Annotated in this window: 11 protein-coding genes; 10 read left to right on the plus strand and 1 reads right to left on the minus strand. The window is 62.9% G+C overall.

The window, feature by feature from the left end:
- Positions 1–217 precede the first annotated feature (217 nt).
- The 5 genes from alkB (at position 218) to GOB93_RS11045 (ending at position 7,157) form a co-directional block, all read left to right on the plus strand.
- Positions 218–889, plus strand: a complete 672-nt coding sequence (gene alkB / locus GOB93_RS11025) for a DNA oxidative demethylase AlkB (RefSeq protein WP_173583553.1) — start codon at positions 218–220, stop codon at positions 887–889.
- A 460-nt stretch (positions 890–1,349) separates the two neighbouring features.
- Positions 1,350–2,774 carry a class II 3-deoxy-7-phosphoheptulonate synthase gene (locus tag GOB93_RS11030; protein ID WP_173583554.1) on the plus strand — a complete coding sequence of 475 codons (1,425 nt, stop codon included), beginning with the start codon at positions 1,350–1,352 and terminating at the stop codon, positions 2,772–2,774.
- A 360-nt stretch (positions 2,775–3,134) separates the two neighbouring features.
- A complete protein-coding gene (locus GOB93_RS11035; RefSeq protein ID WP_242010711.1) occupies positions 3,135–4,385 on the plus strand; it encodes a nicotinate phosphoribosyltransferase in 1,251 nt (416 codons plus the stop codon).
- Between the two features lie 110 nt (positions 4,386–4,495).
- On the plus strand, positions 4,496–4,930 hold the full coding sequence (locus GOB93_RS11040; protein ID WP_408742390.1) for a hypothetical protein: 435 nt from the start codon (positions 4,496–4,498) through the stop codon (positions 4,928–4,930).
- 394 nt (positions 4,931–5,324) lie between these two features.
- Positions 5,325–7,157: a putative bifunctional diguanylate cyclase/phosphodiesterase gene (locus tag GOB93_RS11045; protein ID WP_173583555.1), complete on the plus strand. Its 1,833-nt coding sequence runs from the start codon at positions 5,325–5,327 to the stop codon at positions 7,155–7,157.
- A 19-nt stretch (positions 7,158–7,176) separates the two neighbouring features.
- Here GOB93_RS11045 and GOB93_RS22005 read toward each other — a convergent pair whose 3' ends face one another.
- Positions 7,177–7,824 (minus strand): TetR/AcrR family transcriptional regulator, encoded by a 648-nt coding sequence (locus GOB93_RS22005; protein WP_173583556.1) that lies wholly within the window; start codon positions 7,822–7,824, stop codon positions 7,177–7,179.
- 245 nt (positions 7,825–8,069) lie between these two features.
- Between GOB93_RS22005 and GOB93_RS11055 the strand changes: the two genes are divergently transcribed.
- Genes GOB93_RS11055 through GOB93_RS11075 form a run of 5 tightly spaced genes read left to right on the plus strand, consistent with a single transcriptional unit; the run spans position 8,070 to position 15,131 of the window.
- Positions 8,070–10,313, plus strand: a complete 2,244-nt coding sequence (locus GOB93_RS11055; RefSeq protein ID WP_173583557.1) for a 3-hydroxyacyl-CoA dehydrogenase/enoyl-CoA hydratase family protein — start codon at positions 8,070–8,072, stop codon at positions 10,311–10,313.
- A 42-nt stretch (positions 10,314–10,355) separates the two neighbouring features.
- On the plus strand, positions 10,356–12,128 hold the full coding sequence (locus tag GOB93_RS11060) for an acyl-CoA dehydrogenase C-terminal domain-containing protein (protein WP_173583558.1): 1,773 nt from the start codon (positions 10,356–10,358) through the stop codon (positions 12,126–12,128).
- Between the two features lie 31 nt (positions 12,129–12,159).
- Positions 12,160–12,909, plus strand: a complete 750-nt coding sequence (locus tag GOB93_RS11065) for an electron transfer flavoprotein subunit beta/FixA family protein (RefSeq protein WP_173583559.1) — start codon at positions 12,160–12,162, stop codon at positions 12,907–12,909.
- A gap of 51 nt (positions 12,910–12,960) precedes the next feature.
- Entirely contained in the window at positions 12,961–13,896 is a 936-nt protein-coding gene (locus GOB93_RS11070) for an electron transfer flavoprotein subunit alpha/FixB family protein (protein ID WP_173583560.1), read from the plus strand.
- A 38-nt stretch (positions 13,897–13,934) separates the two neighbouring features.
- Positions 13,935–15,131, plus strand: a complete 1,197-nt coding sequence (locus GOB93_RS11075; protein WP_173583561.1) for an acetyl-CoA C-acyltransferase — start codon at positions 13,935–13,937, stop codon at positions 15,129–15,131.
- The last annotated feature ends 57 nt before the right edge of the window (positions 15,132–15,188 follow it).

Consider the following 15,188-nt stretch of genomic DNA (forward strand, 5'->3'; position numbering starts at 1 on the left):
AGGCGGAACACAACCCGCCCGGATATGCGGGCTGTTGTTTCAACTGCGAACAGTTTCGCACAACAGTCACTGAAAAACCATGACTATTCCGGCCCGGTATGCCCCGTCACTCACCCGGCGCGGGGCAGCTTTTCACCGGCTGCATCAGTTCCCATATAGTGCCCGTATCCGCCGATGCAACAGGACCGGATGCTACAAAAAGAGGAGGGAAGCCATCATGACCGCCGATCTGTTCGACCTCCCGCAGGCCCGTCCTGCCGCACACGCGCCAGCATCTCCTGTCTCCCTCGCCGAAGGCGCCGTCCTCCTGCCCGCTCTGGCCCTGCCCGATGCCTCCGCCCTGATCGACGCCGTTCACACCATCGCCCGCGTCACGCCTTTCCGCCGCATGGAAACACCCGGCGGCCGCCTCATGTCCGTCGCCATGACCGCGTGTGGCAAATATGGCTGGTGCTCCGATCGCCACGGCTACCGCTACACCGAAACATCGCCTCTGACCGGCGCATCCTGGCCTCCGGTCCCCGATATCTTCGCCGCCGTCGTCCGCCGCGCCACCGCCGCCGCCGGTTACCCCACTCCGCCCCTGCAATCCTGCCTGATCAACCGCTACGAACCCGGAACCCGCCTCTCCCTGCATCAGGACCGGGACGAAGACGCGCCTCACATGCCCATCATCTCCATCTCCCTCGGCGTCGCCGCCACCTTCCTGTGGGGCGGCCTTCACCGCGCCGATCCCACCCGCCGCCTTCGCCTCACCCATGGCGACGTCGTCGTCTGGGGCGGTCCCTCCCGCTTCGTCTTCCACGGCATCGCCCCGCTTGCCCGCTCCTTCCACCCGGATACCGGCGAATGCCGCTTCAATCTGACCTTCCGCCAGATACACCCCTGACATCACTGCCCCCCGACCCGCAGGGACAGCCTCACAGCCATTCACTTGCTCCTCCTCCGGTGCCATCGCGCTCCATCCTCTGGCCCGCTCCGCTGCAAAGATCCGTGCGCGAAATCCTCTGAGAGCGCAGCGCATGAGCTGGCAGCCGTCTGAAACGTCCGGCCTCCGCCCGGAACGCCAAAGAACGGAAGACGCCGCGAAACGCAGTTCCTGTGATCCGACCTGTTCATAACAACAAGACAAAGAACTCCGGGGATGTCGTCCAGAACGCAGAGCAATGCCCGGCTCCGCCGCCCGCCCACACTATAAACGCTCTCTTTTGCATTCCCGGATGAAGTTCGGCATAAGAACCGCCCCGCGCCGCCTGAGACCGGCAGCATCCGGGGCTTAACCTCTGCCTTACCAGACACACGAAACACCGCGCCTGAACAGGCGTGCTGCAAGGACGAAAGAAACGACAATGAGTGTCACGCTCAGCCCATCCTCCGCATCCCCGGCCGTCCGCAAGGCAGCCAGCTGGTCGCCGGAGTCATGGCGGTCGTTTCCGATCAGACAGGTACCGAGCTATCCGGACGAAGACGCGCTGACCGCCGTCGAGGCCCGCCTGCATCGCTATCCGCCGCTCGTCTTCGCCGGCGAGGCCCGCCGCCTGCGCCAGCACCTCGCTCAGGCCGCTGCCGGCCGCGCCTTTGTGCTCCAGGGCGGCGCCTGCGCCGAAAGCTTCTCCGAATTCTCGGCGGACTTCGTGCGCGACACATTCCGCGTCCTGCTCCAGATGGCCGTGGTGCTGACCTTCGGCGCCAAGGTGCCGGTCGTGAAGATCGGCCGCATGGCCGGCCAGTTCGCCAAACCGCGCTCCTCCGACACGGAAACGAAAGACGGCGTCGAACTGCCGTCCTATCGCGGCGACATCATCAACGGCCCGGATTTCACATCCGCCGACCGCGTGCCCGACCCCGTCCGCATGGAAACCGGCTACTTCCAGTCCGCCGGAATCCTCAACCTCCTGCGCGCCTTCTCGCGCGGTGGTTACGCCAACCTGCACCAGGTCCATCGCTGGAATCTCGGCTTCGTCGAGCGCTCTCCGCTGGCCGAACGCTACCGCGTGCTGGCCGAAAAGATCGACGAGACTCTGTCCTTCATGGGCGCCTGCGGCATCAACGCCGAATGCGCCCCTCAGATCGACGAAACCGAGTTCTACACCTCGCACGAAGCCCTGCTCCTGCCCTACGAGCAGGCGCTGACCCGCATCGATTCCACTTCCGGCGAGTGGTATGACTGCTCCGCACACTTCCTCTGGATCGGTGACCGCACCCGCCAGCCGGACGGCGCGCATGTCGAATTCCTGCGCGGCGTCCGCAACCCGATCGGTATCAAGGTCGGCCCGACGACACAGATCGAAGACCTGGAGCGTCTCCTCGAAATCCTCAACCCGGATGACGAGGCCGGCCGCATCACGCTCATCTCCCGCATGGGCGCCGCGAAGATTCGCGATCACCTGTCGCCGCTGGTCCGCGCCGTCAAAGGCACCGGCCGCACCGTCACCTGGCTCAGCGACCCGATGCACGGCAACACCATCTCGACCTCACACAAGGTCAAAACCCGCAATTTCGATGCGATCCTGAGCGAAACGCAGGCGTTTTTCGATGTGCTGACCGATGAGGGCGTCCCCCCAGGCGGCGTGCATATCGAGATGACTGGCCAGAACGTCACGGAATGCGTCGGCGGCGCCCATGAACTCACCGAAGACGACCTCAGCGCACGCTACCAGACTTTCTGCGATCCCCGCCTGAACGCGGAGCAGTCGCTCGAACTGGCCTTCCGCATGGCTGAGGAACTCTCCACCCGCGTACGGGCCACCCCGTCAGCAGTCTCGCGGCTCTGACCGGAAAGAGCAGGGAAAAGGGGAGGGACCGGAAAACCGGTCTTCTTCCCTGACTGCCCCTCTGAAATGCCGGGCATAACGTCAGACGCCTGACGTTATCGGCTTCACTTCAGGGACCTGAACGCCGGATCGTAACGTCAGTTCTGAATTATCGCCCTGAATCATTGCCCGGGGTTATTGCTCTGACTCATCGGGACAGAAACAACACCGGCGAAAATCCCGTCGTCACGGACCATCGCCTGTCACGGCCTGTTGTGCCGGCGCTATCCGGTCGCGGGCTTGCCGGTCGCCTGATCCTGCGGCGTAATAAGAGAGCAGGATGTCGCATCGGACGCGACACATGAGAAGGACGGAGAAACCATGTCCAGCCCCGGCGCAGCAGTCCCGTCCACACCCGCGGTCGAGGCGCGGACGGAAGAAGCCTCTCCCGGCGTCGCAACGGCCCTGACCGCCGCCGCCGTCAGCGACGCGGAAATCACCGCCCGCACGGACAGCTACTTCAACCGCACGAAAGCCATCGTCACCCGCTTCGGCGACTGCGTCGTAACCTACGCCGTGTTCATCCGACGCCCGGTGCTCTCAGCCACCGCCGTCGTCGAACGCTGGCTGGAAAACATCGCCCGCGAACGCGGCATCGAAATCATCGTCGAGACCACGCACGTCGAAGGAGAATGGGTCGGCGCCGGCGAACCCCTGCTCTACATCACCGGATTTTTCGCGCATCTCACCGACCTCGAAACCCTCGTGCTGCAGAAACTGGGGCCGCCCTGCGTCGCCGCTCACCGCGCCTACCAGATGGCGCTCTCTCTGCCGAAAGCACAGTTCCTTGCCATGGAAGCCCGCCACTGCGCCGGATACGAGATGCAGGAACTCATGGCCTACGGTGCCTCCGTCGGCAGCCGCGCCGCACAGAAACAGGGCGCCGTCGGCTTCATCGGCGGCGCAAACGACGCCACGGCTGCCTTCTTCGGCCAGTCGCATGGCTTCGGCACCATGCCGCACGCCCTGATCGGCTATGCCGGCTCCACGCTCCGCGCCGCGGAAATGTTTCACGAAACCTACCCCGACACCGATCTCACCGTGCTGGTCGATTACTACGGCCGCGAAATCACGGACTCGCTCGCTGTCTGCCGCCGCTTCCCCGACCTCGCCGCCGCCGGCAAAATCGCCGTCCGGCTCGACACCCATGGCGGCCGCTTCCTCGAAGGTCTCGACCCGCAGGAATCCTACGCCGTCGTCGACCGCCACGTCCCGGAGGCTATCCGCCGCTACCGCTCGGAAAGCGAACTCCGCAACCTCATCGGCACCGGCGTTTCCGCCGCCGCCATCTGGCGGATGCGCGAAGCCCTCGACGAGGCCGGCTTCGATAAGGTCCGTATCGTCGTCTCGTCGGGCTTCGGCGTTACCAAATGCGCCTGCATGGCCGACGCCAACGCCCCGATCGACGTCGTCGGCACCGGCTCCTTCATCCCGAAACTCTGGAACGAGACCTACGCCACGGCCGATATCGTCACCTATGATGGCGTGGAAAGCGTCAAGATCGGCCGCGAATTCCTGCTCCCCTCCGTCCGGCGCGCCGAAGCCGCCAGACGCCGCCGCTACCAGCCCTGAACAGACACCCCATATACAGCGCCTGAACCGGACAATGTCCGGACCTGTGCCGCGATCCCGGAAGGAATCGCGGCACAACCATTCATGACACAGCACCGGAGCCCCGCATCATGACCCGCATCGAAGACGATTTTGACGAAATGGACGAATCCGCTACCGACACGGACGGCAAAAACACCGGCCTCACCGTACGTATTCTCGATCTCTCCGGAGGCGCGGAAGACAACATCGTCGAAGACATCCGCGATTTTCAGGATCTCGCCCACGCCAACGCCTTCGCCCGCGCCTATGTCCGCGACAGTATCGAAATCTGCCGCGCCGCCGGCGCCACGCCGCGCGACACGCTGAACGCCTGGTTCGCATACGGCGAAAACGCGGAAGTTCTCGATGCCGGAGATGAAGGCTGGAAATCCTCGACCGAACTCAGCGAATTCGTCGAACACCCCGCCACTCCCATGGAACGTGACTGGCGCGCCCTCGACCCCCGCCGGATCATCGACACCGACGAATTTCCCGACGACGTACCGGACGAAGACGACGCCTGACGTGACTGATTTTAACCATCCCCCATATCGGAAATCTTCTTTCAGAACAAAGAGAATCTGAAAGAAGGAGTCATAGGGGAAACTCCTGATTCGGGCCTCGCGGTTCATGGTGACGCCGTGGCGCCCGCCCGGGCATGGCCGCCGACCAGAGGCCGGAAAAGATCGCGCGACAGCACCTGAAGGCAGGCCACGCAGACCCGGCCAGAGCCAGCCGGCATCGCGTTCCCGCGCCGGATCGAAGCGCACGGCGCCGACCATCCGTTTTCGTTCCGGCAATCTCCGCTGTCTTAATCATGATCTTCCGGATTTCTCTACGAAATCCCGGACTGATTTGCATTTAGTTAACCGGCTTTCCGCATAAAGCCCAATTGCGCATTCAGGGATAGACGTTGCTATGCAAAAGCAGACGGTTCGTATTCCTGACGGTGATCCGGCAGGACAGAACATAAATTTTCTGTGGTCAGCGATCGACGAGGTCCTCATCGTCGCCATCACGGACTTGAACGGCGTGATCACACACGTCAATGACCGCTTCTGCCGCATCAGCGGATATGAGCGGCATGAGCTGATCGGACACACACACCGGATTCTGAATTCCGGTTATCATGGAAAAGGATTTTTCAGAAAACTTTACGATACCATCACAGCCGGCGAAATCTGGCGCGGAAAGATCTGTAACCGCGCGAAGAACGGAACGCTCTACTGGGTGGCGACAACCATCATTCCGCATCGCGACGAAAGCGGCAGAATCCTGTCCTACATCGCCTACCGCTTCGATGTGACGCCGCTGATCGAAGCCCGGAACAAAATGAAATTCCTCGCGCGACAGGACCCTCTTGTTGATGCGTTCAACCGGATCGGCTTTGCCGAACAGCTTGCCGAAATCATTCGTAAATCCGCCCTCTCCCGTGAGAAGTGGCTGCTCGCCATGATCGATCTCAACGGGTTTAAGGAAGTCAACGACATTTACGGTCATGACGTCGGCGACCTCGTTCTCATTGAGGTGGCCGGCAGACTGCAACGTTTCGCCGGCCCGGATTCGGTCGCCGGCCGCCTCGGAGGCGACGAGTTCGCGCTCATCCTGCGTCAGCCTCCAGCCGAGCCCGGAGCCGAAATCCATTTTCAGGACCTGCTCGATATGATCGAGCAGCCGATCCAGATCGGCGTGACCGGCGTGTCCGTCTCCGCAAGCATTGGCTATACAAAAATCGAACCCCGGATCACCTCCGGACAGCAGTTCCTCAAGGATGTCGATATCGCTCTCATGCAGGCCAAGCGGGAGGGCGATCAGAGCGTCGTGGCCTTCACGCCTTCCCTGCGCAGCCAGGCCAGTCGGCGCCAGAAACTGATGAGCGAGGCCCGTCTCGGAATCGAACGGGGCGAGTTCGAACTTTACTACCAGCCTCTCATCAACCTGTCCGTCGGCCACGTCACAACCTGCGAGGCCCTGCTACGCTGGCATCATCCGGAACTCGGACTGATCACGCCGTCTTCTTTTCCGGAAATCTTCGACGATTTCCGCACCGGTCTCGCAATCGGCCGCTTCGTCAGGGAGTCCGCCATCAGAGATGTCGGGCTCTGGATAAAAAGCGCCGTCTGGAAAGGCAGTGTCGCCGTCAATCTCAGCGTATCGGATTTCGGCGTCGACAGTCTCGCGCAGGAATTCATTGCGCTGACTGAAAAAGAAGGCGTGCCACGCGAGTGCATCCGCATTGAGATCACTGAAACCATCTTTCTGGGCACATCGCGTTCAGACCGTGTGCGGCGGGAGATTTTCAGCCTGTCCGAAAGCGGTTTCCGGGTCGCATTCGATGATTTCGGCACCGGTTACGCCGCCATCAGTCATCTGCGGGAACTTCCGCTCACCCACATTAAGATCGACCGCAGCTTCGTTATGAATATTGACCGGGACGAACGGGACCGGAAAATCACATCCGGCCTCGTCGCGCTCGCCCACAGCATCGGTCTCGCCACCGTCGCCGAAGGTGTCGAAACAGTGGATCAGTTCCGGATACTGGAAAATCTCGGCTGCACAGCCTGTCAGGGATACCTGTTTGCCCGTCCCGTTCCGGCGGAGGATCTGCCCGAGGCGGTCCTCGGCGCGCGCATGGTTCTGGAAACGATCCGGAAGGCAGAGAAGACTTCTCCGAAAGGCACGGAGAACGCGGCACCTGTCACGGCGGCATCAGGTCAGTCACGATATTACGACGAGCGGGCAGGATTATGATGCCCGCGGGTCATCGCGCCTAATGCCGGAAAATCGCGACAATCTGAGACGCGATTTCGGGCCGCGTCAGCCGGCCTTCCCGGTACCACTCATCCGCCGTATTCAGCAGCCGTAACAGCAGAATACGGTAGATCGTCCGGTCGATCGAGACGGGCAGGGGAAGGCCCCCGACGATATCGCGAAAAATCGTCTCAAACTCATCACGTTTCCTGATCAGCTCGGCCTTGACGTCGTCCGGAACCGACCGGAAATTATTCATGATCGGCAGCGTCAGCGATTCAGGATTGAGCTGAATTTCCAGCATCTCCACGCACGCCGCCTCCAGCCGCCGCCAGGGCGAGCGGCATCCGGCAATCGCCGCCCGGACCCGTGCGGCAGCGGCATCCAGCGCCTTGTCGTGAATCTCGACAAACAGAGCCTCTTTCGAGGCAATATGATAATAAAGCGATCCCGCCTTCATCCCGGCGCGGTCGGCAATGTCACGGATCGACGTCGCCCTGTATCCGCGTTCGGCAAAAAGCTCTGCCGCAATCTCAAGAATCTCATCCCGCCGCTCGACAGCAACAGCGTCGTCCGCCCCGCCGGACCGGACTCCCCCGGCCCGCGCCTCAGTCTTCGCCCGGCCGGAAGATCCCGCGCGCGCCCTTTGAACAGCAACCCCCGACATCGTCAGCCTACCCTCCGTCCTGGCACCCGGTCCGGAGTGTAACCTCTCAGCGCCGTCACAGCCAGCCGGCCACTTCGTTCAATCACCTGTGATCGCAGCACGATCATTTTCCTCTCGACAACAGACACCGACTGCCGCCACATCAATCTAACAAGTGTTTGGTAGATAAACCAGAGGAATCGCGGAATGTACACCCCTCCCGTCAGGTCGCCACATTCCGTCATCTCGTGAGAAGCGATTCAATCATGCCTTCATCCGAAACCAGTATCCGGAAATGCGCCGTCATCGGCGCCGGCACCATGGGCTCCGGGATCGCCGCCCACCTGGCCAATGCCGGCGCGGATGTCGTGCTCCTCGATATCGACGCCACCCTCGCGGCCGCAGGCGTGGAACGGCAGATCCGCACCGGCGGCTTCATGCTCCCCGAATTCGCCTCCCGGATCCGCACCGGCAGCATCCGTACGGATCTCGCCCTGCTCGCGGACCGCGACTGGATCGTGGAAGCCGTCGCCGAGCGACTGGATATCAAACGCGCCCTGTTCGCCGATATCGCGACCGTCAGAAAATCCGGCTGCATCGTTTCCTCCAATACCTCCACCATTCCTCTGGCCGAACTCGTGGCGGAGACCAGCCCGGCGATGGCCGGCGACATGCTCATCACCCATTTCTTCAATCCGCCCCGTCAGATGCGCCTGCTGGAAATGGTCACCGGCCCCCGCACCAGCCCTGACGCGATTACCCGCGTCAGCGACTTCATCACCGTCGCCCTCGGTAAAACCATCGTCCCCTGCAAGGATACTCCGGGATTCATCGCCAACCGGATCGGCTGCTTCTGGCTCGCCGCCGGACTCGGCGAAGCCCTGCGCCTGGGGATCGACATCGAGGCCGCCGACGCTGTTATGGGCAAACCCTTCGGCCTGCCCCGAACCGGCATGTTCGGCCTGTGGGATCTCATCGGCATCGACCTCATGCCAGGCCTGATCCGCTCCCTGCAGGACAATCTGCCGGCCACCGACGCCATCCACGCCTGGGAGGCCGAGCCTCGCCTGATATCGACATTGCTCGAACGTGGGCTGAAAGGTCGCAAATCCGGTGGCGGCTTCTACCGCGTCAGCAAGGATCGCCGCACCCGCGAGGTCCTCGACCTGCGCAGTGGCGATTACCGCGCCTGGCGTGAGCCCCCGGCACTTCCCGCAGAGCCCGGTGCCCTGCTGCACACCGACAGCATCGAGGGAGAATACGCCTGGGCGGTCATGTCCCGCACCCTGGCCTACGCCGCCGCCCTGGTCCCCGAAATCGCGGAACGACCGGATTTCGTCGATGAAGCCATGCGCCTGGGATACGCCTGGACATACGGTCCGTTCGAACTCATCGACCGCATCGGCAGCCCGGCATTCGCCGAACGCCTCGCCCGTGACGGTCAGCCTGTTCCGACACTGCTCCGCGCCGCTATAGCCGGCTTCTATCGCGTCACAGACGGCACACGTGAAATCCTGTCATCCGGGGACCACTACACTCCCATCCCCGAGCCTGCGGGCGTAATCGCACTCCCCGCGCTGCGTCGCGCCGCCACACCGGTCTGGTCCGACAAGGCCGCGTCCCTGTGGGATATCGGCGAAGGTGTCGGCCTGCTCGAATTTCATACGAAACTCAACGTGTTCACGCCCGCCCTGCTCGCCGCCGTCCAGCCGGCGATCACGAAAACACCCGAATATTTCAGCGCTCTGGTGATCGCTAATGACGGCCCCGTCTTCAGCGCCGGCGCCGACCTGAAAGCCATGCTGGCTCTCTCAGAAGCCGGCGACCGGGAAAGCCTCAGGGCATTCCTCCTTAACGGGCAACAGGTTTTCTCCTCCATCGCCCGCACTCCGTTCCCCGTCATCGGCGCCGCCGGCGCGCTCGCGGTCGGCGGCGGATGCGAAATCCTCCTGCATACACACAGAATTGTCCTGCACGCGGAAGCCCGGATCGGGCTGGTCGAATCCCAGGTCGGCCTGCTTCCGGGCTGGGCCGGCGTCACCCAATGGCTGCTCCGTCACCAGGAAGCCGGCCTCACTCCGGCGGACGCCGCGACCGCCGTGCTGCGCGGTGTCCTCACCGGCACCACCGCCTCCTGCGCCTTCGCCGCCCGAACCAGCCATCTTCTGCGTGGCACGGACGGGATCGTGATGAACGCGGACCGTCTCATCGCCGATGCTCGCACACTCGCCCTCGCAACCGCTCCGGAACCAGAAAGAACAATAAATCTCCTGCTTCCGCCGCGCGATGTTCTCGATGCCGCTCTTGAAGACATGTTCCCCACGCTCACACCGCACGACCGGGTCATCGGCGACGCCCTGGCCGACATCCTTTCCGGGGACAACACCCCCGTCACCCCGCCCGAACTCACCGATCGCGTCACGCGACACTTCCTCGATCTCGCTCTCACCGAAGCAAGCCGCGCGCGTATGCGTCAGATGATCGACACCGGCAAACCTCTCAGAAACTGAAACCGCACATCTGGAAACTGACAGAAAAGAAGGAGACCGGTTATGCCGTCCTATAAAGCTCCCGTCGAAGACATGATGTTTCTTCTCCGCGATGTGTTCCGCTCCGATGCCGTCTTCGCGGAAATGCCCGCCCAGACCGATACGGACTGCGACACGATCGAAAGCGTGCTCGAAGAAGCCGGCCGCTTCTGTTCGGAAATCCTTTATCCGCTGAACATGACGGGCGATATCGAAGGATGCCGCCTCGAAAACGGAAAAGTCATCACCCCGAAAGGCTTCGCAGAAGCCTATAAAGTCTTTTCTGAAGCAGGCTGGGGCGGCCTGTCAGCCTCACCGGATTATGGCGGCCAGGGCCTGCCCCGCACCGTGCAGATTCTCGTCGATGAAATGCTCTCGGCCTCCAACCTGTCCTTCGGTCTGTTCCCCGGCCTGACCCGCGGCGCCTGCGAAACAATCGAAGCTCACGCCACGGAAGATCTGAAAAATCTTTATCTGCCGAAAATGATCGCCGGCATCTGGACCGGCGCCATGGCGCTGACCGAAAGCAATGCCGGCTCCGATCTCGGGCTCCTGAAAACCTCCGCGAAACCTCGCGATGACGGGTCCTTCACCGTCACCGGCACAAAGATCTTCATTTCCTCCGGCGATCACGACATGGCCGAAAACGTGATCCACCTCGTCCTCGCCCGTCTGCCGGATGCCCCCGCCGGCACGAAAGGCATCAGCCTGTTCCTGTGCCCGAAATTTCTCGTTAGCGAAGAAGGAACTCCCGGCGCCCCCAACAACATCTCCGTCGGCGCTCTCGAACATAAAATGGGTATCCACGCCCAGCCCACCTGCGTCATGAACTACGATGGCTGCCAGGGCTGGCTCGTCGGCGCTCCGCATCGCGGCCTTGCCGCCATGTTCACCATGATGAACGCCGAACGCCTCTTCGTTGGCGTCCAGGGGCTCGGCGTGGCCGACGCCTCATACCAGACCGCCGTGACCTACGCCCGCGAGCGCCTCCAGGGCCGCACCCCCGGAGCCACCGTCACAAGCCCGATCATCGACCATCCCGATGTCCGCCGCATGCTCCTGTCGATGCGCGCTTTCACCGAAGCCGGCCGCGCCCTGACCCTTTTCACGGCCCTTGAAATGGACCGGGAAAAATTTCATCCCGATCCTGAAATCCGTCGCGCCGCCACCGGTCTCGTCGCACTCCTGACCCCCGTCATCAAGGCCGCCCTGACCGATTTCGGCTTCGAGGCCACGGTGCTCGGCCAGCAGGTTCTCGGCGGCCACGGCTATATCCGCGAATGGGGGCAGGAGCAGGTCGTCCGCGATGCCCGCATCGCCATGATCTATGAAGGCACCAACGGCATCCAGGCGCAGGACCTCGTCCTCCGCAAACTCACGCTCGATGACGGTCAGCCGGTCGTCCGCCTGTTCGGCCTGATCCGTAAAACACTGGATGAAGCCGAGCCTGTTCCGGCCCTCGCCTCCGTCCGCCATGCCGTGCAAAACGCGCTTGCTCATCTGGAGAGTGTCACAAAACGCCTCACCAGCGGCGACCTCTCCTCCGCCGAAGAACGCAACGCCGCCGCCGTCGATTACCTCCGCCTGTTCGCACTCACCTGCTTCGGCTGGCTCTGGCTGCGTATGGCCCATGCACAGACGGAAGCCGGCATCAGCGAAAATGGCAACAAACCAGCCGGAAAACTGGCAACAGCGCAGTTCTTCGCCGACCGCATCCTGCCACAGACCGCCTCTCTGGCCGTCCAGATCGGCGCCGGCAGCGCGTCCGTCATGGCCCCCGACGCCGGACAGTTCTGACAGAATACAAATCCCTCGTGAGAGAATAACGATGAAAACAATTCTCGTTCCCGTGAAAATGGTGCTCGACGCCAATGTCCGCCCTCGCGTCCGCGCCGATGAAACCGGCGTCGATCTCACCGGCATGCGCCTCTCCATCAATCCGTTCTGCGAAATCGCCGTCGAGGAGGCTGTCCGCCTGAAAGAAGCCGGACATGCCGAAGACATTGTCGTCGTCTCGATCGGCCCCGCCAAAGCCCAGGACACCCTCCGCCAGGCCCTCGCCATGGGAGCCGACCGCGCACTCCATATCCAGACTGATGACAGCCCGGAGCCGCTCGCAATCGCGAAACTCCTTCGCGCCGTCGTCGAACAGGAAAAACCGGACCTCGTCATTCTCGGTAAGCAGGCAGTCGATGACGACTGCAACCAGACCGGCCAGATGCTCGCCTCACTGCTCGACTGGCCCCAGGCCACCTTTGCCTCCGCCGTCAGCGTGGACGGAGACCGCCTGCGGGTCACGCGTGAAATCGATGCCGGACTCCAGATCCTGTCTCTCCCCCTGCCCGCTGTCGTCACGACCGATCTGCGCCTTAACGAACCCCGTCACTGCGCGCTCCCCAATATCATGAAAGCCCGGAAAAAGCCGCTCACTATCACGAGCCCGTCCGATTACGGCGTCGATACCACCCGCCGCCTCACAATCCTTTCCGTCCGCCCCCCCGCAGGTCGCAAAGCCGGAATCCGCGTCTCCTCCGCCGCTGAACTCGTCGGCGATCTCCGTCAGGCCGGCGTCCTCTGACATCCCCGGCACCTGACATCATCCGCTCCGACCTTTGCACAGGACTCTCCCATGACCATTCTTCTTCTGGCCGACCACGATCAGCACACCCTCAGCGACGCCACCGCCCGCGCCCTGACCGCCGCGAGCGCAACCGGCGGAACCGTCCACCTTCTCGTCGCCGGCCATAATATCGGCGCGGTCGCCGAAGCCGCCGCGAAACTCAGCGGCGTGAGCACCGTCCTCGTCGCCGACGATCCCGCCCTCGCACACGGCCTGGCCGAACCCGTCGCCGCCACCATCCTTGAACACGCCGGTGACTATGACACCATCGTCGCTCCGGCCACCGCCACCGGCAAGGACGTCTTCCCCCGCATCGCCGCCCGCCTCGACGTGATGCAGATCTCCGATGTCACCCGCATCGTCGCTCCGGATACGTTCGAGCGGCCGATCTACGCCGGAAACGCGGTCGAAACCGTGAAAACATCCGATAAAATCAGAATTCTGACGATCCGGACCTCTGCTTTCAACCCGGCGGAAGCAGGCGATACTCCGGCAGAAATAAAAACTGTCGCCGTGCCCCAGGCCTCCTGGCGCGCCCGGTTCGAGGAAGAGATCGTCACGAAAAGCGACCGTCCCGACCTGTCTTCAGCGAAAATCGTCATCTCAGGCGGACGCGCTCTCGGCTCGGCCGATCGTTTTCGCGACACGCTCGGCCCGCTCGCGGAACGTCTCAACGCCGCCATCGGCGCGTCCCGCGCCGCCGTGGACGCGGGATACGCCCCGAACGATCTCCAGGTCGGGCAGACCGGCAAAGTCGTCGCGCCCGATCTCTATATCGCACTCGGAATCTCCGGCGCGATCCAGCATCTGGCAGGCATGAAGGATTCGAAAATCATCGTCGCCATCAACAAGGACGAAGACGCCCCGATCTTCCAGATCGCGGATTACGGCCTCGTCGGAGATCTGTTCCAGATCGTTCCCGAATTTGAAAAAGCCCTCGGTTGACACGCCGCCGATCCGGTTCACCAGACTGCGAGAGACTCATGAAACACGAAGACCCTGTCGTTATTGTCGCAGCCGCCCGCACTCCGCTGGGCCGCTTTCTCGGTGACCTGGCGGACGCCACTGCCCCGATGCTCGGCGCCACAGCCATCACCGGCGCCCTCAGACGCGGAGGCATCGCACCGGATACCGTCGACAGCGTCACCATGGGCTGCGTGCTCAGCGCCGGCATTGGCCAGAACCCCGCCCGTCAGGCATCGATCGCCGCCGGCCTGCCGCAAAGCACCGGCGCCGCCACCATCAACAAGGTCTGCGGTTCCGGCATGATGGCGGTTTTTACCGCGCACGACGCCCTTCTCGCCGGCTCCGCGACGCTCGCCGTCGCAGGCGGCATGGAATCCATGTCCGGTGCCCCCTATCTGTTGCCGAAAGCCCGTACCGGTTATCGCATGGGCCATAATACCGTCATCGACCATATGCTGCGCGACGGTCTGGAAGACGCCTACGAAACCGGCCGCTCGATGGGCGATTTCGGAGAAGCCACCGCTGAAGCCTACAGTTTCAGCCGTGCTGATCAGGACGCCTACGCCGCCCGCACCCTCGCCAGCGCCCGCAATGCGGCGGAAAATGGCGCGTTCACGGACGAGATCGAACCCGTGACGATCGCATCGCGCAAGGGCGATATCCGGATCACCACCGATGAAAATCCCCCGAAAATCTCGCCTGACAAGATCCCGGCGCTGAAACCGGCTTTCAGGAAAGACGGCACCATCACCGCCGCCAGTGCGTCAGCCATCGCAGACGGCGCCGCCGCCCTCGTGCTGACCCGCCGCTCCCACGCCCGTGCCAAAGGCCTTCCCATCCTCGCGACAATCGAAGCCTGCGCTACGCATTCTCAGGAACCTGCCTGGTTCACCACGGCGCCCATCCCGGCGATAAAAAAAGTCCTCGACAGGGCAGGGTGGCGCACCGGGGATGTCGATCTGTTCGAGATCAACGAAGCCTTCGCCGTCGTCGCCATGGCAGCCGCCCGCGATCTGGACATCCCGGCCGACCGGCTGAACGTCAATGGCGGAGCCTGCGCGCTGGGTCATCCCATCGGCGCAACCGGAGCCCGCCTGGTCGTCACGTTGCTGCACGCCCTGCGCCGGCGCAGCCAGAAGCGCGGTGTCGCCGCCCTGTGTATCGGGGGAGGGGAGGCGACCGCCATCGCCATCGCCATCGAACGCGAAGACTGATCCTGCTTTCAACAGAAAAGAATAAGACTCCGAAAAGAATAAGACCAGGAAAGACAA

The organism is Acetobacter musti, from assembly GCF_011516835.1.
Lineage (GTDB): Bacteria > Pseudomonadota > Alphaproteobacteria > Acetobacterales > Acetobacteraceae > Acetobacter > Acetobacter musti.